This is a genomic window from Ensifer sp. (genome assembly GCF_035999135.1).
Taxonomy (GTDB): Bacteria; Pseudomonadota; Alphaproteobacteria; order Rhizobiales; family Rhizobiaceae; genus Ensifer.
The window spans coordinates 44,891-65,858 of record NZ_DASYGZ010000070.1 but is presented as its reverse complement, the minus strand read 5'-3'; the positions used below and the strand labels follow the sequence as shown (position 1 = coordinate 65,858).

The 20,968-nt window shown below is 63.7% G+C and carries 15 protein-coding genes; 3 read left to right on the top strand and 12 right to left on the bottom strand.

Annotated elements, in window-relative coordinates:
* Positions 1-462: 462 nt before the first annotated feature.
* The 9 genes from repB to VGO12_RS08095 all read right to left on the bottom strand — a co-directional run bounded on the left by repB (position 463) and on the right by VGO12_RS08095 (position 13,960).
* Complete coding sequence (gene repB, locus VGO12_RS08135; RefSeq protein ID WP_327512220.1) at positions 463-1,533, bottom strand: plasmid partitioning protein RepB; 1,071 nt, start codon at positions 1,531-1,533, stop codon at positions 463-465.
* 4 nt (positions 1,534-1,537) lie between these two features.
* Positions 1,538-2,794: a plasmid partitioning protein RepA gene (gene repA, locus VGO12_RS08130; RefSeq protein ID WP_327512219.1), complete on the bottom strand. Its 1,257-nt coding sequence runs from the start codon at positions 2,792-2,794 to the stop codon at positions 1,538-1,540.
* Between the two features lie 246 nt (positions 2,795-3,040).
* Complete coding sequence (locus VGO12_RS08125) at positions 3,041-4,480, bottom strand: M20 family metallopeptidase (RefSeq protein WP_327512218.1); 1,440 nt, start codon at positions 4,478-4,480, stop codon at positions 3,041-3,043.
* 113 nt (positions 4,481-4,593) lie between these two features.
* Complete coding sequence (locus VGO12_RS08120; RefSeq protein ID WP_327512217.1) at positions 4,594-6,138, bottom strand: ABC transporter substrate-binding protein; 1,545 nt, start codon at positions 6,136-6,138, stop codon at positions 4,594-4,596.
* A 36-nt stretch (positions 6,139-6,174) separates the two neighbouring features.
* The gene (locus VGO12_RS08115; RefSeq protein WP_327512223.1) at positions 6,175-7,029 is read right to left on the bottom strand and encodes a serine hydrolase; all 855 of its coding nucleotides are present in this window, start codon (positions 7,027-7,029) and stop codon (positions 6,175-6,177) included.
* 4 nt (positions 7,030-7,033) lie between these two features.
* Positions 7,034-8,662: an ABC transporter ATP-binding protein gene (locus VGO12_RS08110; protein ID WP_327512216.1), complete on the bottom strand. Its 1,629-nt coding sequence runs from the start codon at positions 8,660-8,662 to the stop codon at positions 7,034-7,036.
* A complete protein-coding gene (locus VGO12_RS08105) occupies positions 8,659-9,477 on the bottom strand; it encodes an ABC transporter permease (protein ID WP_327512215.1) in 819 nt (272 codons plus the stop codon). The genes VGO12_RS08110 and VGO12_RS08105 overlap by 4 nt, the downstream gene beginning before the upstream one ends.
* Positions 9,474-10,418: an ABC transporter permease gene (locus tag VGO12_RS08100; protein WP_327512214.1), complete on the bottom strand. Its 945-nt coding sequence runs from the start codon at positions 10,416-10,418 to the stop codon at positions 9,474-9,476. The genes VGO12_RS08105 and VGO12_RS08100 overlap by 4 nt, the downstream gene beginning before the upstream one ends.
* Positions 10,419-10,597: 179 nt before the next feature.
* Positions 10,598-13,960, bottom strand: coding sequence for an ATP-binding protein (locus tag VGO12_RS08095; RefSeq protein ID WP_327512213.1), 3,363 nt, complete (start codon positions 13,958-13,960; stop codon positions 10,598-10,600).
* Between the two features lie 215 nt (positions 13,961-14,175).
* On the opposite strand from VGO12_RS08095, the gene VGO12_RS08090 reads away from it, so the two are divergent.
* The gene (locus tag VGO12_RS08090) at positions 14,176-15,495 is read left to right on the top strand and encodes a cytochrome P450 (RefSeq protein ID WP_327512212.1); all 1,320 of its coding nucleotides are present in this window, start codon (positions 14,176-14,178) and stop codon (positions 15,493-15,495) included.
* A 66-nt stretch (positions 15,496-15,561) separates the two neighbouring features.
* On the opposite strand, the gene VGO12_RS08085 is transcribed toward VGO12_RS08090, so the two are convergent.
* The 3 genes from VGO12_RS08085 to VGO12_RS08075 form a co-directional block, all read right to left on the bottom strand.
* Positions 15,562-16,464: a LysR family transcriptional regulator gene (locus VGO12_RS08085; protein ID WP_327512211.1), complete on the bottom strand. Its 903-nt coding sequence runs from the start codon at positions 16,462-16,464 to the stop codon at positions 15,562-15,564.
* 85 nt (positions 16,465-16,549) lie between these two features.
* Positions 16,550-17,284, bottom strand: coding sequence for a hypothetical protein (locus VGO12_RS08080; RefSeq protein ID WP_327512210.1), 735 nt, complete (start codon positions 17,282-17,284; stop codon positions 16,550-16,552).
* Positions 17,285-17,424: 140 nt separating this feature from the next.
* Complete coding sequence (locus VGO12_RS08075; protein WP_327512209.1) at positions 17,425-17,811, bottom strand: hypothetical protein; 387 nt, start codon at positions 17,809-17,811, stop codon at positions 17,425-17,427.
* 394 nt (positions 17,812-18,205) lie between these two features.
* Between VGO12_RS08075 and VGO12_RS08070 the strand changes: the two genes are divergently transcribed.
* Together VGO12_RS08070 and VGO12_RS08065 are read left to right on the top strand one after the other, a co-directional pair.
* The gene (locus VGO12_RS08070) at positions 18,206-19,423 is read left to right on the top strand and encodes an SfnB family sulfur acquisition oxidoreductase (RefSeq protein WP_327512208.1); all 1,218 of its coding nucleotides are present in this window, start codon (positions 18,206-18,208) and stop codon (positions 19,421-19,423) included.
* A gap of 79 nt (positions 19,424-19,502) precedes the next feature.
* Entirely contained in the window at positions 19,503-20,900 is a 1,398-nt protein-coding gene (locus VGO12_RS08065) for an LLM class flavin-dependent oxidoreductase (protein ID WP_327512207.1), read from the top strand.
* Positions 20,901-20,968: the final 68 nt, after the last annotated feature.

Sequence of the window (20,968 nt, the reverse complement as noted above, 5' to 3'; positions counted from 1 at the left end):
GGTTTGCATCATGCAAAGCAGCCTGTGAGAAGTTTGTCCTGGGAATACGCATGGGTCCTGGAAGAGCTAGAGACATCGCCGCGGGGCCTTCTAAGCGATAGGAAATGAAGGTTAACAAGTCCCTTCCAACGCCCCGTTTCGGGCCGGAACCGGTGGGCGATTGCCGTCATTCTGTGGGCTGGATGCAACGGCAAGGCCCGGTTCTCCAAGGCCGGCGCGCGGTCCCGTCGAGATCGTCGCATCATGGAAAATATTTCTTTAAGGACGCTGCCGCCGCCACTTGACGCGGCCTGCTGCGGTGGCGGGTTACCGCCCCTACGTCAAAAACGAATCGAGCCGGCGTGAGAAGCTCACGCCGGCTCCGAAAAGAGCCCAAAAAGGCAGGCGCAGACTAGAGCATCCTGACTTCAAGTGGAATCACTTGCGGGCGTCCTTTGCGCGTTCGCATGGACTCACCACGCGCTAGTCTTTGCGACCGGACACGAAGGCTGCGTGCTGCCTGGCCAGAAGCTCGACCGCCTCTTCGATGAAGGCGGGATCGACGTCGGCCGAGAACTCGATGCGCACGGTCTTGCCGTCACGCCTGATCTTGGCGAAGGCGCGGCCGCCGGCATCGACGAGCACGTCCGGCCGGGTGCTTTCCACCTTCGGCTTGCGCGACAGGCGGGCAAAGACGATCTGGAAGCGATGATCGCTTTCGGCTTCGAGGAAGCGGCGCGTGCGGCACTCTTCCTGCGCCAGTTCCACCGTCGCCATATCCTCAAGCAGCGCGCCGAACGCCATCCAGCGCTCGCGGCCGACCTTCGGCGCCGGGCCGATCGCCCGGGCAATCGCCGGCGGCACGCCTTCGGCCACCTGGAGCAGGCGCGACAGCTCGCTCTTCTGCACCGCAAGCGCCTCGCCGATCACCTTGCGGTCGAAGCCGCGATCGGCAAGGGCGGACGCGAACATCGCCCTTTCGATGAAGGACAGGTTGCGCCGCTCGGCGTTCTCCTTGCCCTGGGCGAGCACCAGTTCGTCATCGGTGAGCGCCCGGACGATCGCCTTGACCTTGATGCCGAGGCTGCGCACGGCATTGAGGCGGCGGTGGCCGTAGGCGGTCTGATAGCGGCCCTTCACCTGCGGGTGCGGGCGCACCAGGATCGGCGACTGCTGGCCGCTGTCGCGGATGCTGTCGGCCAGCGCCAGGAATTCCGGATCGTCGATTTCGCCGTCCGTGAGACGATCCCCGACGAAGGAGGCATCGATCAGGTCCGGATCGAGCTCGACGACGCGCTCGCCCTGATGCAGGGCCTCGCGCAGCGAACGCGCCTCTTCGGCCTCGCGGGTGATGCTCCCAAGCGAAAGCCCCATGGCCTTGATGGCGCCGGAGGCTGCGCGCGGCACGTCGGCAGAAGGCGTATTGGCCGCAACCGGCTTTGAAGCCTGAGGGGCAGCAGCCGGCGCATTGTCGACGGGATCGGCGACCGAAGCGCCGGGCGCGACATTGCCGGAAAACAGAGCACGCAGTTCGTTCTTGCGGTTGCCAGCCATCGGATCAGCGCCCCCAGGCCGCATGAATGAGCGTTTCGATCTCGCCATTGACGGCGTTGAGCGATTCAATCGCCCGGTCATAGGTGGCGCGGGTGAAATTCTCCCGGCCGACCTCGTAGAGCGTCTGCTTGGTCAGGCCCGCATCCGAAACTGCTGTCGATTTCACCATGGCCGAGGTCAGCACTCGGTCGCCGAAGAGCGAGCGCATGAACCCGACGATCTGCGCCTGCGGCCCGTCGTTGGGCTCGAAGCGGGTGACGAGGTAGCGCAGGAAATCGAAGTTGAGCTCGCCGCCGGCCTCGCGCACGACACTCAGCAGGTCCGACGTCATGTAGAGGAACTGGTTCATCGAGGCGACGTCGAGCATCTGCGGATGCACGGTGACGACGACGGACGTGGACGCGCAGAGCGCCGACAGCGTCAGGTAGCCGAGCTGCGGCGGGCAATCGATGATGACGACGTCATAGTCGTCGGCAACGCTGGCAAGCGCTGCCTGGACGCGGGCGAAGAACAGCGGACCGGCGTCCGTGCCGTTCTGGCGCGCACCCAGCGCCTGCGGCGTCGTGTGCTCGAACTCCTGCAATTCAAGGTTACCCGGAACGAGATCGAGGCCGTCGAAATAGGTCTTGCGAATGATGTCCTTCAGCGGCCGCGCCTCGGCGTCATACCGGATCGCACCATAGAGCGTGTCGTTGCCGGTGAGGTCGAGTTCCGGCTGGTAGCCGAAGAGCGCCGAGAGCGAGGCCTGCGGATCGAGGTCGACGGCAAGCACCCGGTGGCCGGTCATGGCGAGATACTGTGCGATGTGCACCGACGACGTGGTCTTGCCGGAACCGCCCTTGAAGTTGGTGACGGAGATCACCTGCAGGTGTTCGCCCGCTTGCGCGTCACGCCACTTGAGATAGCTGCGCGCCTTGGCGGCATTGCCCTTGGCGAGCGCCTGCTCGGCAAGATGCCGGCGAAGCGCGTTGATGTCGGCGAGCGAATAGGACCGGCGGCCGCCGAGCCCGGTATCGGGCTGCGGGCCTTCGCCGGCGAGCGACAACTGCCTGAGATAACCATCGGAAACGCCGATCAGCTTGGCCGCCTCGCCTGACGTGAAGCTGCGCAGCGTCTTCATCGCGGTCGGCGGGAACAACCGCTCGCGCATGGCCTTCAGCTGTTCTGAAAGCGCACGGGCATCCGCCGCGATCGCTTCGTCCGCGGGGCGGCGGGTCTGGGCGTCCGCGTCCTGCCTTGCCTGGGTTGCCGTCATCGTCATCTCGCCATACTCCTTGCATGCATCGCGGTGAAACGTTGCGGCGATGCACTAACAGAGATTTAATCCAAATACGGCCAATCAGCACTTATTCGAAAAACTCCGTAACAGAGATGCCGGACCTTGCGATTCGCGTCAAGAGTCGGCCGGTCGATCGGCGGCGTTTGCCAGACAAGCAGCGGCACTCCGACGCAAACAAAAAAACGCCCGCGAGGGTGTCGCGGGCGTTTGTCGTGCGGAGAAGGACGATCAGATCTTCGGACCGATATGATCCGGAATCGGGCACTGGTAGGGCTTGCCTTCGGTCTTTTCGCGCCATTCGGCCTTTGCCCGTTCCAGCAGATCGGGGTTCAAAATCAGGTCGAGGCCGGTCGCCGCCAGCGACTTGGCCGCATGGGCGAAGGCCTTGTGGGCGGCCGGGCTCTTGCCCTGAGCCACCACCTGCCAGGTGTGCGGCGCAGTCCCGATCGCCCAGGCCGGCGCCCAGCATTGCGCCGTCGGCGTGATCCAGCTGACATCGCCGACATCGGTCGATCCGGCGCGGAAATGCGACTGCCCCTCGAAATCGCGAAGGCCGAGATGCAAGCCTGTCGAGCCGTCCATGCGGCCGTTGGCAAAGACGTCGCCCTTGATCTGGTAGAGCCGGATGCTGCTTGCGATCGCCTCCGGTGTCAGTGTCTTCTGGATCTCACCGGCAAAGGCGATATCCGCCTCGTCGAACGGCACCGGGCCGAGGGCCACCATGTTCTCGTGGATCGCCGTTTCCAGCGCGATGTTGGGCAGAAGGTTGGTCGCGGCGCGGTCGAAGACGATCTCGACCTCCGTCTCGGTCATCATCGCAGCGCCCCTGGCGATCTTGTCGATGCGGGCGGCCAGCGCTAGGGCCTCCGGCATTTGCGGCGCGCGCACCAGATAGAGCGCCTCTGCGCGCGCCTGCACCACGTTTGCCGCCTTGCCGCCGGCATCCGTGATCGCATAGTGCACACGGCAATCCTGCGGCATGTGCTCCCTTAGGAAATTGACGCCGACATTCATCAGCTCCAGCGCGTCGAGCGCGCTGCGGCCGAGATGCGCGCCGTTCGAGGCGTGCGCCGCGACGCCCTTGAAGCGGTAGTAGATTTCGAGAACGGCAAGGTTGTTGGTCGAGCGCACGCCATTGAAAGGCGCCGGATGCCAGGTGAGCGCCGTATCGACATCGGAGAAAATGCCGGCGCGCGCCATGAAGGTCTTGCCGGAGCCGCCCTCCTCGCCCGGGCAACCATAGTAGCGCACGGTGCCCGGGAGCCTGTTGTCCTTGAGGTAGCGGGCGAGTGCTACGGCGGCGAGCAGCGATCCGGTTCCGAGCAGATTGTGGCCGCAGCCGTGGCCCGTCGCGCCCTCGACCTCCGCCCGTGCTTCGGCAATCCCTGCCATCTGGCTGAGACCGGCCAGCGCATCAAACTCGCCGAGAAAGGCGATGACGGGAGCGCCCTCACCCATCTCGCCGACAAAGGCCGTGTCGATCTCCGCAAGCCCGCGCGTCACCCGGAACCCATGCTTCTCGAGCATGGCGATCTGGGTTGATGCCGACTTCTCCTCGTAAAAACTCAATTCCGCATGCGCCCAGATCGCATCGCTCATCGCGGCGAATTCGGGCTTCAGGGCTTCGATGGTCTCGACAAGGGCGGAGAGTGCGGACGGCTTGGGCATGAATCTTCCTTTTGCGACGGCGTGTGCGGTCGCATCAGCTTTTTTCTGTCGATGAGTGAAGATGGCGGCGGAGCGCCGCCATCCCTTTTGTCAAATCAGCGGTTGGGGCCGGATCAGTCGTCGAGCGTCACTTCCCAGAGGCGGGTGTTCGACTGCCAGACCGGCTCGCCGTGCAGCTTCTTGGTGGCGCCCCAGATGTCGACCATGTCGTACATGAAGATGCCGGGGACCTCGTCGAGCATCAGTTGGTGGAACTCGTCGAAGATCGCCTGGCGCTTGGCCTGGTCGGCCTCGACATAGGCCGCCTTCATCAGCTCGATCGCCTTCGGGTTGTCCCACATCAAGGACGCGTTCTTGTCCTTGTTGCCGACGTAGAAGCTGTACATCAGCGCCGGGTCGAGGCGCGGCGAGACCGACTGCGAGATGACCTGGTAGTTGCCGGAACGGCGGCGATCGACCTGGGTCGCGTAGTCGAGCACCTCGATCTGCACGTTGAGGCCGACCTGCTGCATCATCGCCTGGGCGATGACCGCTGCCGGGAAGCTCGGCACGTTGCCACGCTTGTTGGCGATGATGGTGATCGGCTCGCCGTTGTAGCCGGCTTCCGCGAGATCCTTCTTCGCCTTTTCCAGATCCATCGGGATCTTCTTCTTCTGGACGTCGGAGTAGAAAACCGAGTCGGCCGAAACCATCGACGCGTTGGCTTCGCCGGTGCCGTTGGACGCGGCGGCGACGAGCTGATCGAGATCGAGGGCCTCTGCCATGGCGCGGCGCACCTTGACGTTGCTCAGAATCTTGTCGCGGGTCTGGAAATAGAGCAGGTTCTTGCCATTGTTGCGCTTGACGATGAGCTGCATCGTGTCGCTGTCCTTGAACTCGGCGATGAGATCGGCCGAGACTTCGGCGGTGTCGAGCGCGCCCGAAAGCAGACCCGTCTTCACCGTCGAGGCATCCGGGATGACCATGAACTTGATCCCGTCGACGAGCGGCCGCTTGGAACCGACCATGCCATCGGGCTTGCCGTCATTGGCGGGCGAGGCGTAGTCGGCGTTCTTTTCAAGCCGAACATATTCGCCCTTCTTCCATTCCGCCCACTTGAACGGCCCGGTGCCGATGGGTGCAACGTAAGCGCCGTCAGCGCCAACGGAATCCTTGGAAACGATGCCGGTGTAACCGCACTCCGGGCGCGCCATCAGGCCGAGGAAGACCGCCGATGGCTTCTCGATGCTCATGGTGACGGTCGCGGCGTCCGTGGCGGCAACATTCGTCACCTTGATCGACTTGCTGCCGTCGAAGTCGCCGGCGCAGGTCCACTTGGTCTCCGGCTTCATGTAGCGGTTCCAGTTCCACACCACGTCCTCGGCCGTCAGCGCCTGGCCGTTGTGGAACTTCACGTCGTCGCGCAGCTTGAAGCTATAGGTCAGGCCGTCAGGCGAAACCTCGAAGCTTTTGGCAAGCAGCGGCTTCACTTCACCGTTTTCGGCGTAGCCGACCAGGCCCTCGACAATGTGGAAGATCACCGAGTCGGTGTTGCCGTCGCGGTTGACGCCGGGCTCGTTGCTGCGGATGTCTGAACTCTGGGCGACAGTCAGATCGCGGGCGTGGCCAAGCGCGATCGCGCTCATCAGCATGGTTCCGGCGAGAAGTATGGTTTTCATTGGTTCCTCTCTCTTTTCTCTTTGTTGGTTGTCGGTTCAAAAGGCGCGCCAGCAGGCCTGCGACAGCTTGCCGATGGTTTCGAGCGCGATGGTGTAGCCGGGCGTGCCGTCGGGCATCAGCGCCGGCACGCCGTCGGTAAAGGCAGCAATCGCGTAGAGCGGCTTGCCGTCGCGATAGACGACGCCAGCATCCATCCGGCCACGTTTGCCGCGACCGCCCTTGCAGGCGACCACTGTGTCGAAGGGCAGCCGCGCGCGGATGCCGTAGCGCAGCACCTGGTTCTTCAGTGTTTTCAAGGCAAAGGCGGCCAATTCGGCAGAAACGCCGAGCCTGGCGGCCGCAGATGCGTCGTCCTGCGCCGCCAGGATGAGTTCCAGCAGCATCACCTGGTCCGCGGCCGTGGTCGTGGTGACGTCGGCGAGCGAATGATCGGGTTTCAGGGCCAGCGGCGGAATGAGGAAACGGTGGTGCGTTCCCGCCATGCCGAGCGCCTTGCAATATCCGTCGACCTCGTCGAGCGTCAGGCGCTCGAACACCATCTTGGTGCAGACATTGTCGCTCAGCACCATCATGCCGACGATCGCGTCGCGCAGCGAAATGACGATGCCAGGCGTCAGATAGCGGAACATGCCGCTCGCCACTTCCTCGGCGAAACGCGCCTCATAGGTGATGCGCTCGTCGAGATTAAGCCGCCCCTCGGCCACCGCCTTCAACGCCGCCATCATGATCGAGGTCTTGCGGGTGCTGGCCGACGGGGTTTCCTCGCGCTCGCCGCGACCGATGGTTTCGCCGGTCACGAGGTTGCGCACGAGGAAGCGCGTGATGAAGGTTTGAGCATCTGCGATCGCGTTGAGTTCGGCAGCGAGAACGCCGGACTTTAGGTCGTTCATCATCTCAGGCCTCCAGCCGCCATTTGAGGGTCACGCCGCCGGTCTGGTTGAGATCGAGCGCCGGGATCGCCGACAGCAGCTTGCGGGTATAGGCTTCCTTCGGCGCGTCGAAGATCCGGTCGCGGTCGCCCTCCTCGACGATGCGGCCGTCCTGCATGACGATGACGCGGTCGGCCACCTGCTCGACCACCCCGAGATCGTGGCTGATGAACAGGCACGAGAAGCCGTAGCGCTTCTGCAGGCTGGAGAAGAGCTCCAGCACCTGCGCGCGAACGGTCACGTCGAGGGCCGAAACCGGCTCGTCGGCGATCAGGAATTTTGGCCGGCGGGCGATGGCGCGAGCAATCGCAACACGCTGGCGCTGGCCGCCGGAAAGTTCATGTGGATAGCGATTGGCGAAATCGGTGCTGAGGCCGACCTCTTCCAGGGTTTCAAGCGCACGGCGGCGCTTGGCCGGCGTGTCGAGATCCGGCACCAGCCGCAGCGCTTCCTCGACCAGCGCCTGGATGGTCATGCGCGGATCGAGCGATGAGTATGGGTCCTGGAACACCATCTGGCAGTTCAGCCGATAATCGCGCCAGTCGGCGCTGCGCTCGCGCCCCTGGAACAGGATCTCGCCTTCAGACTGCGCGACAAGGCCGGCAATCGTGCGCCCGAGCGTCGTCTTGCCGGAGCCCGAGCCGCCGACCAGCGCCACCACCTCGCCGACATGGATGTCGACGCTGACGCCATGCAGCGCCCGCTTCGGTTCGTGTCTTCGAAACAGCCCCTTGCGGCCGGGATAGTCGACGACGATGTTGCGGGCCGAGACCATCGGCGTGCGGGACAAATCGAGCCCGCGGGCAGCGCCCCGGTAGGGCAGCGACGACAGCAGCTTGCGGGTATAGGGATGCTGCGGCGCCTGCAGGATGTCTTCGGTGAGCCCCTGCTCGACCACCACGCCCTTTTCCATCACCACGAAACGGTTGGTGTAGCGGGCGACCATCGGCAGGTCGTGGCTGATCAGAAGCACCGCGGTGCCCTCGGCCTGCGTGAGCTCGACCATCAGTTCCATGACATCGCGCTGCACGACCGCATCGAGCGCCGTCGTCGGCTCGTCGGCAATCAGCAAGGCCGGTTTCAGGAGCATCACCGACGCCAGCATGATGCGCTGGCGCATGCCGCCCGAGAACTCGTGCGGATAGGATGTCAGCGCCCGTTCGGGCTCGCGGATGCCGACGCGTTTCAGCATCGAGAGGATCGCCGTACGACGCTCGTCGACCGACATCTTGGTGTGGAGGATCAGGCCCTCCTCGAGCTGCCGGCCGATGGTCATCGACGGGTTGAGCGACGTCATCGGCTCCTGGAAGACGACGCCGATCTCGCCGCCGCGAAGCTGCCGGAGGTCGCGGTCTTTCATGGCAAGCACGTCGCGGCCCCGGTAGAGGATGCTGCCACCGGCGTGGCGGACGGCCGGCGGGATGAGACCTATGATCGCCCGGGTGGCAAGCGTCTTGCCAGACCCGCTCTCTCCGACGATGCCGACGATCTCGCCGGGCGCGACGTCGAAGCTGACGTTCCTCACCACCTGGTTGCCGGAATGGGTCACGGCAAGCGAAAGACCATGAACGCTGAGAAGAGTGGTGCCGGTCATTTCAGGCCTCGCATGCGGGGGTCGAGGCGGTCGCGCAGCGCGTCACCCAGAAGATTGATGCCAAGAAGCGTGAGCGCGATGCAGAGACCCGGGAAGAAACCGAGCCAGACGGCCTGTTCGATGAAGGGGCGGCCGGCAGCCAGCATGTTGCCCCAGGTGGGCGCCGGTGGCGGCACGCCGAGACCGAGGAAGGAAAGAGCGCTTTCAGACAGGATCGCCCAGCCGAACATCGAGGTCGCAAGCACCGTGATCGGCGCCACGCAGTTCGGCAGGATATGGCGCAGCATCGTATAGATCTCGCCATTGCCCATCACCCGAGAGGCCTCGATGAATTCGCGTTCGCGCAGCGACAGCACGGCGCCGCGCACCACGCGGGCCATCGACGGGGTATAGGCGATGCCGAGCGCGAAGATGATGCCGTACTGGTTTGCGCCGAAGACGGCGAGCAGGCCGAGCGCCAGGAGGATGCCGGGAAAGGCGAGCAGCGCGTTGTTGATCGCCATGATCACGCCATCGACCCAGCCGCGTGAATAGCCGCTGACAATGCCGATGAAGGTGCCGCAGACGACGGCGAAGGCGACGGTGAGGCAGCCGATCCAGACGCTGGCGCGCGCGCCCACCATCAGGCGGCTTGCGACATCACGACCGAACTCGTCGGTACCGAGCCAATGGGCGGCACCCGGAGCGGCGAGCCGCGACGTGAAACCGAGCGCCATCGGGTCATAGGGCGTCCACAGGAGACCGATGAGGGCGACGAGAACGAGCAGGCCGATCAGGCCGCCGCCAATGACGCCGTTGAAGGTGAGCTTTCTCATTCTGCCACCACCCGCGGATCGAAGAGAGGATAGAGAAGGTCGACCACAAGGTTGACGACGACGTAGGAGAAGGCGACGAGCAGCAGGCAGCCCTGGATCACCGGGTAGTCGCGCTGGAAGATCGCGTCGACCATCAGCCGTCCCAGGCCGGGGATGGTGAACACCGTCTCGATGACGGCGATGCCGCCAAGCAGGTTGCCGAGGATCAGGCCGATCATCGTCCAGGTCGGGCCGAAGGCGTTCTTGAAGGCATGGCGCCAGAGAACGGCGCTTTCCGAGAGCCCCTTGGCGCGGGCATGGGTGATGTAGTCTAGCCTCAGCACTTCGAGGGTGGAGGCGCGCGCCATGCGGATGATCACGCCCATTTCGTGGATGACCAGCGTCATGACCGGCAGCACCAGATAGAGAAGGCCGGCCTTCCAGTTCTCGGTGATCGGCACGTAGCCGAGCACCGGCAGCCAGCCGAGCTTGAGGCCGAAGGCGAGCAGCAGCAGGAGGCCGAGCCAGAAGGTCGGGATCGACAGAAGCACGGTCGCCGTGCCGACCAGAGCAAGGTCGGTCAGGCTGTTCTGCCGCCAGGCGGCGATGACGCCGGCCGGCACCGCAATGAGGCTTGCGAGAAACACGGCGATGACGACGATCTCGGCGCTCACCATGAAGCGGGTGAGCACGAGATGCAGCACCGGCTCGCCGGTCACGATCGACGTGCCGAAATCGCCCGACAGGATGTTGCCGGCCCAGACGACGAATTGTTCCGGTATGCTGCGGTCGAGACCGAGGGTCGTGCGCATCTCGGCGATCTGCTGCGGCTCGGCCATGTCGCCGAGCATCAGCGCTGCCGGATCGCCAGGAATGAGGCGGATGAGCGTGAAGACGGCCACCGAGACGATGACGATCGTCGGTATCGCCATCACGAGACGATTGAGAATGAACTTGATCATGGGTTCCCCGTACTGAGGCTGGCCGCACCGCGTTACCGCGATTCTCCAGCCCGTCGGCTCTTGTTGGGGAAACTATGATCGATTGGAAAAAATCGCGCAATATTATGAGTAAACGTCATATCTCTATGACAAGGACATGACACGCCATCCGGGCAGGCGGCAACGCCACGCGGAAAGCTTTATTCCGGATGCCTTGTGAAGGACGAGCGTGGGCGAGATCGGCCCTGAGCCTCCAGAAGCAGGCTCCAGGCGGTCCTCAGTCGATCGAGTTCGGCCCTGTCGGGAATTTGACGGCAAAGCTCTCGCACAGTTGTGGCCGAGGCCGTGCCTCCGACAGCGGCAAGAGCCGCATGGGCGCGAAGCTCCAGAAGGCGTGCGTCCATCCTTCGCGCCGTTTCGACCGAGAGGCCGAAATGGGTTTCGCACTCCTGCTGATAACGCTGACCGAGCTGGCGCAGGCATGTGGCGCGAACGAGATGAACGGACGGCGCGAAAAAATGCTGGGCGGTGGAAACGAGGTCCCTCAGGGCCCCACCGCTTTCCTCGAGCGCCGCCTCCGCCTCGCCGTTGAGTGCGCGCACCTCCGCTAAGATCGAGCGAAACAGGGGCAAGCCGAGAGACGTGCGCGAGCGTGCGTTCGCGACGGTTTCATGCAGGTCGTCGACGTTGACGAGCGCCGCGCCCCTGAGCACAGCCGTAGCCCAGGCTTCGAATATGCCGCAGTGAAGCCCCCAGACGGGAACCGCATGCTCGGTGCAATACTCCCTTCCCTCGCTCGCCAGATCGAGCGTGCGCTCGGGATCGCCAAGAAAGTAGTTCAGGAAGCATGCGGCGGCATAGGCCCAGCCGAGTGTTGGCGGATGATTGAGCCGCCGGCCATAGGCAAGGTTCTTTTCGGTCAGACTGGACGCAAATCTGACGTTCCCCTGAGCGCCGACCGCAACGGAGCGAAACGCGCGCGAGGCGACAAGGCAGTCAGCGCCGTAGCGTGTCGCCATCTGTCCATCCCGGTCCGGGTCGTACATGCCGTCCAGCGCCTCGAAATGCCTGAGCGCATCCGCGAGGTCCCCGCCAAAAAAGCTGAGGTAGCCGAGCATCCTGTGGGCCTGGCACATGTGGCCTGCGTCGGCGTCCTTGGTCGCCATCTCCATCATCTTTTCCGCCGGTTCCCGCGCCAGCCCGAATTTCGAGGCGAAGTGATAGCCGGAGAAGATGCCGTAGGTCAGGTCGAAGCGCTGCTGGCGCGCGCCGACCGTGTCGATCAGCTCCAGCGCGCGCGAATAGGCGCTGATCGTGTCGGTTGCCGCCGGCCCGCTTGCCACATAGGACGCCTGGCCGAGGCACAGGCAAAGTTCGAATTCGAGCCGCTGCGTTTCCGGCCCGGCTTCGCTCAGGGACATCCACTTCTTGCCTTCACGCAACTGACTGACAGCCTCGGGATAGGCGGATCTTCGCAGTGAATTGCGGCCCGCCGCCAGCCAGTACTCAGCCGATGCCTGCGGCCGGTCCGACATCGCCAGATGTGCGGCGACAACTTCGGGCTCGGTTGCGACCTGCTCGGGAAACTTGGAAATCACCACTTCGGCAATCCGGCCGTGAAGCTGGCGCCGTGCCGCCAGCAACATGCTTTCATAGGCGGCCTTCTGTATGAGCGAATGCTTGAAACTGTACTTCTGGTCTTCGGCCGGGTCGCACTCGAGAACCAGGCCAGCGGTTTCGAGCTGGTAGAGCGCCCGGCGCACCAGGCGCGGCGGCAGCATCGACACGAGCGACAGGTGGTCCGACCGGAACTCCCGGCCAAGCGCTGCGGCGATCTGCGCGACTGCCTTGGCCTCGGGCAACCTGTCGAGGCGCGCGGTGAGACTGTCTTGCAGGCTGGCTGGTATTCCCGCTTCGGGAAGCGCACCGACCGTCTCATATCGCGTTCCGACAAGCCGCACGCAGCCGCTTTCCACCAGGGTTTTGGCAAGCTCTTCCACGAAAAGCGGCACGCCGTCCGTTCGCAAGACGATCTCGTTCGAGACGATGGCGGGCAGGGTTCCACCGGCCACCCGGTCCGCCAGTTCCCTTGCTTCGCGCTCGTCCAGCCCGCGAAGGGTGCAATGGCGAACGTGAGCCAACTGCCACCATGCCTGTGGAGGCACATAATCGGGCCGGCCGGTAATGATCAGGAGCACCGGTTCGTGGGCGACCAGGTTGGCGATGAGATCGAGATAGTCCGCCGTCGTCGGATCGATCCAGTGCGCATCCTCGACAATCGCAAGAACGGGAATGCGCCTGGCGAGGCGTGTCAGTTGCTCCGCCAGAGCCGAAAACAGCCGGTCACGTTTCTCCGAAGGCGTTGCCGGCGACGGCGCGGCAGCGCCGGACATCGGAAGCGCCAGCATCTCCATGATCAGCGCGACCTCCTCGCTGTTGGCGTCCGTCACCTTCAGGAGCGAATTCAGCTTCGTCGCCCGCGTCTCGTCATCGTCCGAGGTCACGAACCCGGCGGCATCCGACAGTTGGGCGATCAAAGGCCTGAGAGCACTGTTCTGATAGTAGGGCGAACAGTGATAGCGCATGCCGATATGGGGTTCCGCGTGGATCCGGTCGGTCAGTTCCCGGATCACCCGGGTCTTGCCGATCCCGGCCTCCCCGTCGAGCACGACCACCTGTCCGTGGCCGCCCCGCGCCGTCTGCCATGCCGACCAGAGAAGGGCTGCTTCCGCGTCGCGCCCGACGAGCGGGATCACATGGCTCGCGGAACGGGGCTGAAACCGCGCCTTCTGGTGAATTTCGGCGATCTGGTAGGCGCGCGGCGGCAAAGCGAACCCCTTGAGCGACTGCGGCCCCAGATCGACGAGCACGAAATCGTCGCCGAGCAACTCGGCCGCGGACGAGGAAACAACGGTATGGCCGGGAGAGGCTACGGTCTGCAGGCGCGCTGCGAGGTTCGGCGTTTCGCCAACAACCTCAATCTTCGAACCGCCGGCGATGTTGCCGAGCACGACCCAGCCGGTGGCAATGCCTGCCCGGGCGCGCAGGTTCTTGCCGATCGGATCCTGCAGTTCGCGCAGGGCCTCGTGCACGGCCTCGGCGGCAAGAACGGCCCGTTGCGCATCGTCTTCATGCGCCTGGGGCCACCCGAAATAGGCCATCAGCCCATCGCCGAAGGACTGGGCGACATAGCCTTCCAGCCATCGGATTTTCGACGCGGCGACGCGGTGAAACTGCGCGATGGTGAGGCTCAGCGTCTCGGGGTCGGTCGCGGTCGCAAGAACCGTGGAATCGACGATATCGAGAAACAGAATGGTGAGGTGCCGCCGTTCAGCGGGCGCATAGGATTCGAATTCCGTCTGGAGGACCGTGGCTACCGCCATCGAACCTCCCGAAGCCGCCGCCTTCAGGATCGCGCGCCGGTCGCCGAGCGCTGAAACGCCGATTTCCTTCAGGTCGGCATCAGTCAATTCGGCAAGCTGCGAGACGGCAATATGGTTTGCCTCGAACGCGTCGACGTAATTGACCATGCCAATCGCGCGAAGCCAGTCCGCGACATTCATCGGAGCTTCTCCCGCCATGCTGCAATGCAGAATTGTCTAATTTAACGCCGTATAGTTTAATTGTCATGCGATCAGAGAGGTAGTCTAAGGGGGCATTAAAATGCGCGCCTGGCTGATTTCTTGCCTATCGACCATCACAACGACGTCTCGGCAGTTCGAGGGCCGCTTTCGGCCCTTCGCGTTCGTCTCCGTCGACGGGATCACGGAGGCCGACAATGGCTAGTCCTCGCAAGCCTCCCGGCACCGATGGCATTCCGTTTGTCGGCAAGCTGATCGACCTGGCCGATTTCATGGTCCTCAGCGGCTGGGAGAAGTTCTTTGAACGCCGTCTGCAGCGCCACGGCAGCACGGTTTTCCGGACGCCCTTGTTCCAGAAAACGGTGATCGCAACCGACCACAAGGCCATTTCCGTCCTCTTCGGCAGCAGACCCTTTGTTCAGGACTATGGATTCGGCACTGCGATCCCGCCAAGGCCGCTGGTGGGCCATGTCGTGCCCAGCGTCTTTGAAACCGGCGAGCCGCACGACAATCCGAAGGCGTTCTATTTTGCCCTTCTTCGCCACCGGGCAGCAAGCCTGCCCGACGTCTTCGAGGACGTTCTGCGCGACTACGAGCTGCGCTGGGCGAAGCTTCGCCGCTTCGGCTGGCGGGACGAGATCGAGGACTTCGCCATGGATTTCGTGCTCAGGTGGCTCCTCGATCTGAAGTTCGATACCGCAAAGGTACGGTTGATCTACAACAACATCTTCACCAACCGCGCCTGGCGCATCGCGCGTCATTTTCCATGGACGCGGTATTCGCGCTCGCTGCGGTATTATGATGAGTACGTACGCGCCATCGAGGGTGCGAACGGTTTCGCCGCGATCATGAAGCTCGCCGGACAATTCGGGCTTTCCGACAGGACCTTCGTCGCAAAGCAGGTCGCGTTTCTCGCCGGCATGAACTCCTATCTGGGGCTCCAGTGCCTGTTCAAGTCCATCGTCGGCGAGCTCAGCATGCGACCCGACATTCACGACGAGCTCGCACGACAGCTCCAGGGATCGACCGACCCCTTCTCATCGCCGGGTGTCGGCGCTGTCGACGCCTTCATCATGGAGATCCTGCGCCAGCACCCGCCGGTGTTTTTCATCTTCGGGCGCGCGGACGAGGACGTGGTGCTGGAATCGTCAAGCGGAGCATTTGAAATCGCCAAGGGAGAACGGCTGATGGGCGTCATTCCCTTCGCGCATTGCGATCCGGCGGCGTTTCCGGAACCGGGGCTTTTCAGCCCCGAGCGCTTCCAGGATGCCGAAGCGCGCGCAAGGCTCATCTGGCCGAGGGGCGTTCATGACAGACCGGCTGAAATCACCGATCGCACCTGTCCGGGCAAGGATGCAGCACTCCTGATCGCGCGCGCATTCTGCATCGCCGTCGTCACACGTTACAGGTGGAAGATCTTGCAGCCGGTCACTTGGAGCAAGCGCTGGTACAGCCTGAATGTTGCGGCACCGAAGGGCGAGCTTGAGGTCCGCGACTTCACCGTTCGGCGCGGGTAGCGGCAAGCGCCAGTTGGATGGGCCGCCGCAAAAGCGGTGGCAGATGCTAGGCGCAAACGACTGCGACTACAGCACGTGAGCGGCGGCGACCTGCCGCTTCAGGCAATCGATCATGGCCTGGGCCGCCAGCGACAGCGGGACGCCGGCTGCCGTGGCGACGCCGAAATCCTGGGTGAGGTGCGGCGAAAACGGCCGGATCTCGATCGGCAGGTGGCGGTTGAGATTGGCGAAGAAGCTGCTGATGATCGCGACACCGAGGCCGTAGGCGGCGTAGGCGCAGGCGGAACTGTTGCTGTGGGTCTCGATCTTGACCTTCTGCGGCACGCCGGCCTTGCGGAATATCTCGTCGAGCATCACCCGCGTCGGCCGCCTCCGGCCGATCAGGATCAACGGCACGCCGCGCAATTCCTTCGGCGTGACGGTCTCATGCGCCGTGAGCGCATGCCCCTCTTCCATCACGCAGACGCTGACACCGGTTGCGACCGGCTGCATCTCGATGCCGGCGCTCAGCTGCCCCTCGTAGCGCAGGAAACCGAAATCGATGATGCGCTGCTCCACCAGACGGCTGATGGCGACGGTGGTGTCGAAGAAAGTCTCGATGCGCACGCCCGGAAAATCCCGGGCGTAATCGGCGAGCATCGCCGGCGCGAAGCTGTCGGACATGCTGTTGGGCAGACCGATGCGCACGACCTCGGGTCCGACGGCGCCGCTGCGCAGGTCCTGCGCCAGATTGGTGAAGCGATCGATGCCGAGCAGGATATGTTCGGCATCCTCGGCGAGTTTCATCGCCTCCGGCGTCGCGATCAGGCGCCCCTTGTCACGGGCGAAAAGCGTCAGCGACAGCTCTTCCTCGAGCTGCTGCAACAGCCGGCTGACGCCTGACTGGCTGAGCCCCATGGTTTTGGCGGCAGCGATCGTCGATCCGGTCGCAAGCAAAGTGCGCAGTACTTCCAGTTGTCGAAAATTCACGCCGCCCTCACCCGCTCGAACTGTTTGCCCTGTTTACGGGAACGCGATCCGCCACGAAAGAGGCGAGAAACAGCGCCGCTGTCGCCTACCGGCTCACGCGGATCGCACCATAGGGATTGTACTTGAAGTCGTCCTCTTCATAGCTGTCGACGGGCTGCAACGTCGCGCCACGGCGGGCGAGAACCGCATCCACGCCTTCAGCGATGACTTCCTCGGCGACAGCGTCGATGATCGCGCTCAACGCCCGTTCATCCCCAGACAGGCGCTTCGACACGAAAACCTCGGGGATTCCGATCAGATGGAAGCCGACGCTGAAGAGAAAATCACCGTCGGTCAAGGGTCGCTTGCTGAAAGCGAGACGGGAAATGCGGGCGATCTCGGCCGCACCGCGCTGCTCTTCCGCCTGACGGCCAAGCTCCCTCCAGCGGTCTGTCCCATGCGCCACGCCTGCGCTTTCCCCCTTTGCCGCGATGACGCCGCTGTCCAACGCCTGAACGACCAGTCGAAGCGCCCTTGAGGATATCTCCACCGCATCCTCAGCCGTCATCGGCGGGCCAAGAACGTAGATGACACAGCCATGCTCGCGCACGGCATCCTCGTCCGCCTCGGTCCACGCATTTGCATGCACGCGATCCCGGCAAACGTCGAATGACATCGGCATGCGATCGTCCGGCGACGATTGCGAGAAGGTCTCGTCGATCTCGAAGCCCGGGGCGGCAGCGTCGATCGCCGACCGGATCAGGCGGCAAAGCTCCGCGAAGCGCCCAGGAGGACCGAGGAAGCAGAGCACGTGGCGGGGCTGAATATCTGAAAAACGCAATCTCGTCCCCTTCTTGCGCCAGACCGGCTCGATGTGTGAAACGGTCCGAGAAGGAGTGCCGCCGACAGGTCGATTCTGTCAACCTGTGCGGGCAGAGAGCGCGCGTACGCGCTCTCCAGGGATCATTGAATCAGCAGGGATCAGGCCCCTGCGCGCAGGGGATGGTTGAACCGTTCGGCAAAGACCTCGATCGAGCCGCGGCCGAAATCGCGAAGCTGGCGCCGGGTCAGCACCGACATGACACGCGCAGCGGTCGACACGGTCATTTTGTCGAGCGGACCCTCACCGTTCCAAGGCTTGTTCAGCCTGTCGGTCACGATGCCGATGAGATTTGCCGGCATGATGTCGGTGCAGGGTTTCATCCAGTCGAAGACATCGCTTATGGGGACGCGCTTGCCTTCGAAGACAACGATAGGTTCGGGCATGTTGGCGCCCCAGTCGTCGTAGGCCTCCAGAGCATCGCGAAACAGGTTCTGCAATGTGATGGAGGCATGCCCTTCATGAAGAGCGGGCAGGAAATTCGTCATTTGTGTCTCCTTCAGTGGTTAAGGCCGGGAAACGCGAATGGCCAATTCTGTCAGCATGTGTTTGTGTTCATGCCGGGTGGCCGATACTCTGGGGCCACGCGACTGGGTTAAACTGCAGGCCAAGACGCAATGCGCAAAGCGGGTTATGGTTCCCTGAGCCGCAGTCATTTCTGGCGAGAAATCGGCACGCCTCCTCCTTGCGCGCCTTGTCCCTGCTTGGATGCAGTGGTCTTCCCCCAGTGCGATCTTACCGATCCAGCCGCGAAGGTAAACACCGGGCCTTCATTCGACAGAAACGAAATACTCAAATCGATAATTTCTATAGAATATACTATCTTACCCGCCAGCGCCAGATACTTCACTGATATGCACCTCAACGACAGGGAGCAGTCACATGGGAACGATTTCGCGGCTTTCCGAGAAAACACGGGCCCCGGCACACCGGATCGAGAGCGAAGAGGAAGCGCTGCAGATCGCGCGTGAGCTTGCCGCCGAGTTTGCAAAAAGCGCCAACGAACGCGACACGGACCGCATTCTGCCCTTCGATGAGCTCGATGCGCTTGCCCAATCCGGTCTGCTCGCCATTACCGTGCCACCGGAATATGACGGTATCGATGTGTCGAACGCCGTGCTTGCCGAAATCACCGCGATCCTGTCTGAAGCCGATTCGTCGATAGGTCAGATCCCCCAGAACCACTTCTACATTCTCGAAGCCCTGCGCATCGACGGGACCGAGGAGCAGAAGGCCTATTTCTTCGGCCGGGCACTCGCCGGCGACCGCTTCGGCAACGCGCTTTCCGAGCGCGGCACCAAGACCGTCGGCGACTATGAGACGCGGCTGAGCCCCGACGGCCCCGGCTTCCGGCTGAACGGGCGGAAGTACTACTCCACCGGCGTGCTGTTTGCCGAATGGGTGGTGGTCTTCGCGCTCGATGCGAATGACAAGCTGACCATGGCCTTCGTGCCGCGGGGTGCGGAAGGCTTGCAGATCATCGACGACTGGGACGGTTTCGGCCAGCGCACCACCGGCAGCGGCACCACCGTGCTGCAAAATGTCTATGTTGCGGCCGACGCGGTGGTCAGACATCACCGCGGCTTCGAACGTCCGACGACCATCGGCTCCGTCGGCCAGATCATCCACGCCGGTATCGATCTCGGCATCGCGAGGGCCGCCTTCGCCGAAACCCTCGAATTCGTCCGCAATCATGCGCGACCGTGGATGGACAGCGCTGTCGAAAGGGCCGCGGACGACCCGTTGACCATCGCCCGTGTCGGCCAGCTTGCCATCCGGCTCGAAGCGGCGACCGCGATCCTGGAGCGCGCCGGCAAGAAGGTCGACATCGCGCAGGTCAACGGCACGGAGCAGAGCGTCATCGACGCAACGCTGGCGGTGGCGGCCGCCAAGGTGCTCACGACGGAGATCGCGCTCGAGGCGAGCAACACGCTGTTCGAGCTTGCAGGCACAGCCTCGACCCGGATCGGCCTCAACCTCGACCGGCACTGGCGCAACGCCCGCACCCACACGCTGCACGACCCGGTGCGCTGGAAGCACCACGTCGTCGGCAACTACCACCTGAACGGTGTCGCACCGCCGAAGAACGGCGCGCTTTGATCCCACCCGTCCCACGCCGGCAGCCTGAAGCGTGAGCGACGCTTCGGGCAGGGCCGAGCCTTGCCCGAAGGAGAGCCAAATGGGCCGCGAAATCCGGTTGAATGCCTTTGACATGAATTGCGTCGGCCACCAGTCCCCGGGGCTCTGGACCCATCCGCGCGACCAGTCCTGGCGCTACAAGGACCTCGACTACTGGGTGCATCTGGCCAAGACCCTCGAGCGCGGCAGGTTCGACGGCCTGTTCATCGCCGACGTGCTCGGCGTTTACGACGTCCTCAACGAAAATGCCGACGCGGCCCTTCGCCACGCGGCGCAGGTTCCGGTCAACGATCCCCTGCAACTCGTGCCGACCATGGCCTATGAGACCGAGCACCTGGGCTTTGGACTGACCGCCTCGCTTTCCTTCGAACACCCCTACACCTTTGCCCGCCGGATCTCGACGCTCGACCACCTCACCAAGGGGCGCGTCGGCTGGAACATCGTCACCTCCTATTTGAACAGCGGCGCGCTCAATGTCGGCCAGGCGCAGCAGGCGCGCCACGACGACCGCTATGATCTGGCCGAGGAATATCTGGAGGTCTGCTACAAGCTGTGGGAGGGCAGCTGGGACGACGGCGCGGTCGTTCGCGACCGGGCATCCGGCGTCTTCACCCATCCCGGAAAAGTGCACCCGATCAACCATCGCGGCCGGCATTTCACGGTGCCAGGCATTCACCTGAGCGAGCCGTCGCCGCAACGCAGCCCGGTGCTCTATCAGGCGGGCTCATCGAGCCGCGGCAAGGATTTTGCAGGGCAGCATGCCGAATGCATTTTCGTCGCCGCACCATCGAAGACAGTGCTCAAGCGCTACGTCGCCAATGTGCGCGAGGCGGCCGCGCGCGCCGGTCGCAACCCGCGCGAGATCCTCGCCTTCAATCTGCAAACCGTGATCCTCGGAGAAACCGACGCCGAGGCGAAGAGGAAGTTCGACGACTATCGCAGCCACGTCTCCTACGAAGGCGCGCTGGCGCTGATCTCCGGCTGGACGGGCATCGATTTCGGTCAGTTCGCCCCGGACGAACCGCTCCGCCACCGCCACACCAACGCCGTGCAGTCGGCGGTCGAGACCTTCACAACCATCGACCCGGATCGGGTCTGGACGGTGCGCGAGATGGCCGACTGGGTCGGCATCGGCGGCTTCGGTCCCGTTTTCGTCGGTTCGCCGTCGACGGTTGCCGACCTCATGCAGGAATGGATGGAGGACACCGATGTCGACGGCTTCAACCTCGCCTATGCGGTGACGCCGGAAAGCTTCGAGGATGCGGTGGAGCTTCTGGTACCGGAGTTGCAGAAGCGCGGCGTCTACAAGACCGACTATCGCCAGGGCACGCTGCGCGAGAAGCTCTTCGGGGCAGGTCCGAGGCTTGCAGCGCCCCATCCGGGTGCCGGCTATCGCAATCTTTCCGACCACAGCCAAGAAGCCGCGATTTCCGCCTAGGATTGTGAAGTCAAGGAAATGCCGCGGGGGCGACGTCCCCGCGGCATTTTCTTTGCGGCTGTAATCAG